General features: G+C 55.3%; 1 protein-coding gene. It reads right to left on the bottom strand.

Translation table 11 applies throughout. The features are described 5' to 3' along the window. Window positions 1–206 (bottom strand): AAA family ATPase (locus ACLRGG_RS21150; RefSeq protein WP_416251558.1); only part of this gene is annotated, 206 nt, incomplete at both ends.

Raw genomic sequence — 206 nt, 5'->3', positions numbered from 1 at the left:
GTTGCATCAGATGATCGCTGCCAAGGTTGGAGGTCATCAGAATAACGGTGTTACGGAAGTCGATTTCGCGTCCTTCGCCGTCACGCATAAAGCCGCGGTCGAACACCTGGTAAAATAGGTTCATCACGTCGCGGTGCGCTTTTTCGACTTCATCGAGCAGCACCACGCTGTACGGACGCTTGCACACCGCTTCGGTCAGGATGCCG

The sequence above is a fragment of the Erwinia sp. PPS120 genome (assembly GCF_047918655.1).
GTDB classification, from domain to species: domain Bacteria; phylum Pseudomonadota; class Gammaproteobacteria; order Enterobacterales; family Enterobacteriaceae; genus Erwinia; species Erwinia tasmaniensis_A.
This window is presented reverse-complemented; position numbering and strand designations above follow the sequence as displayed.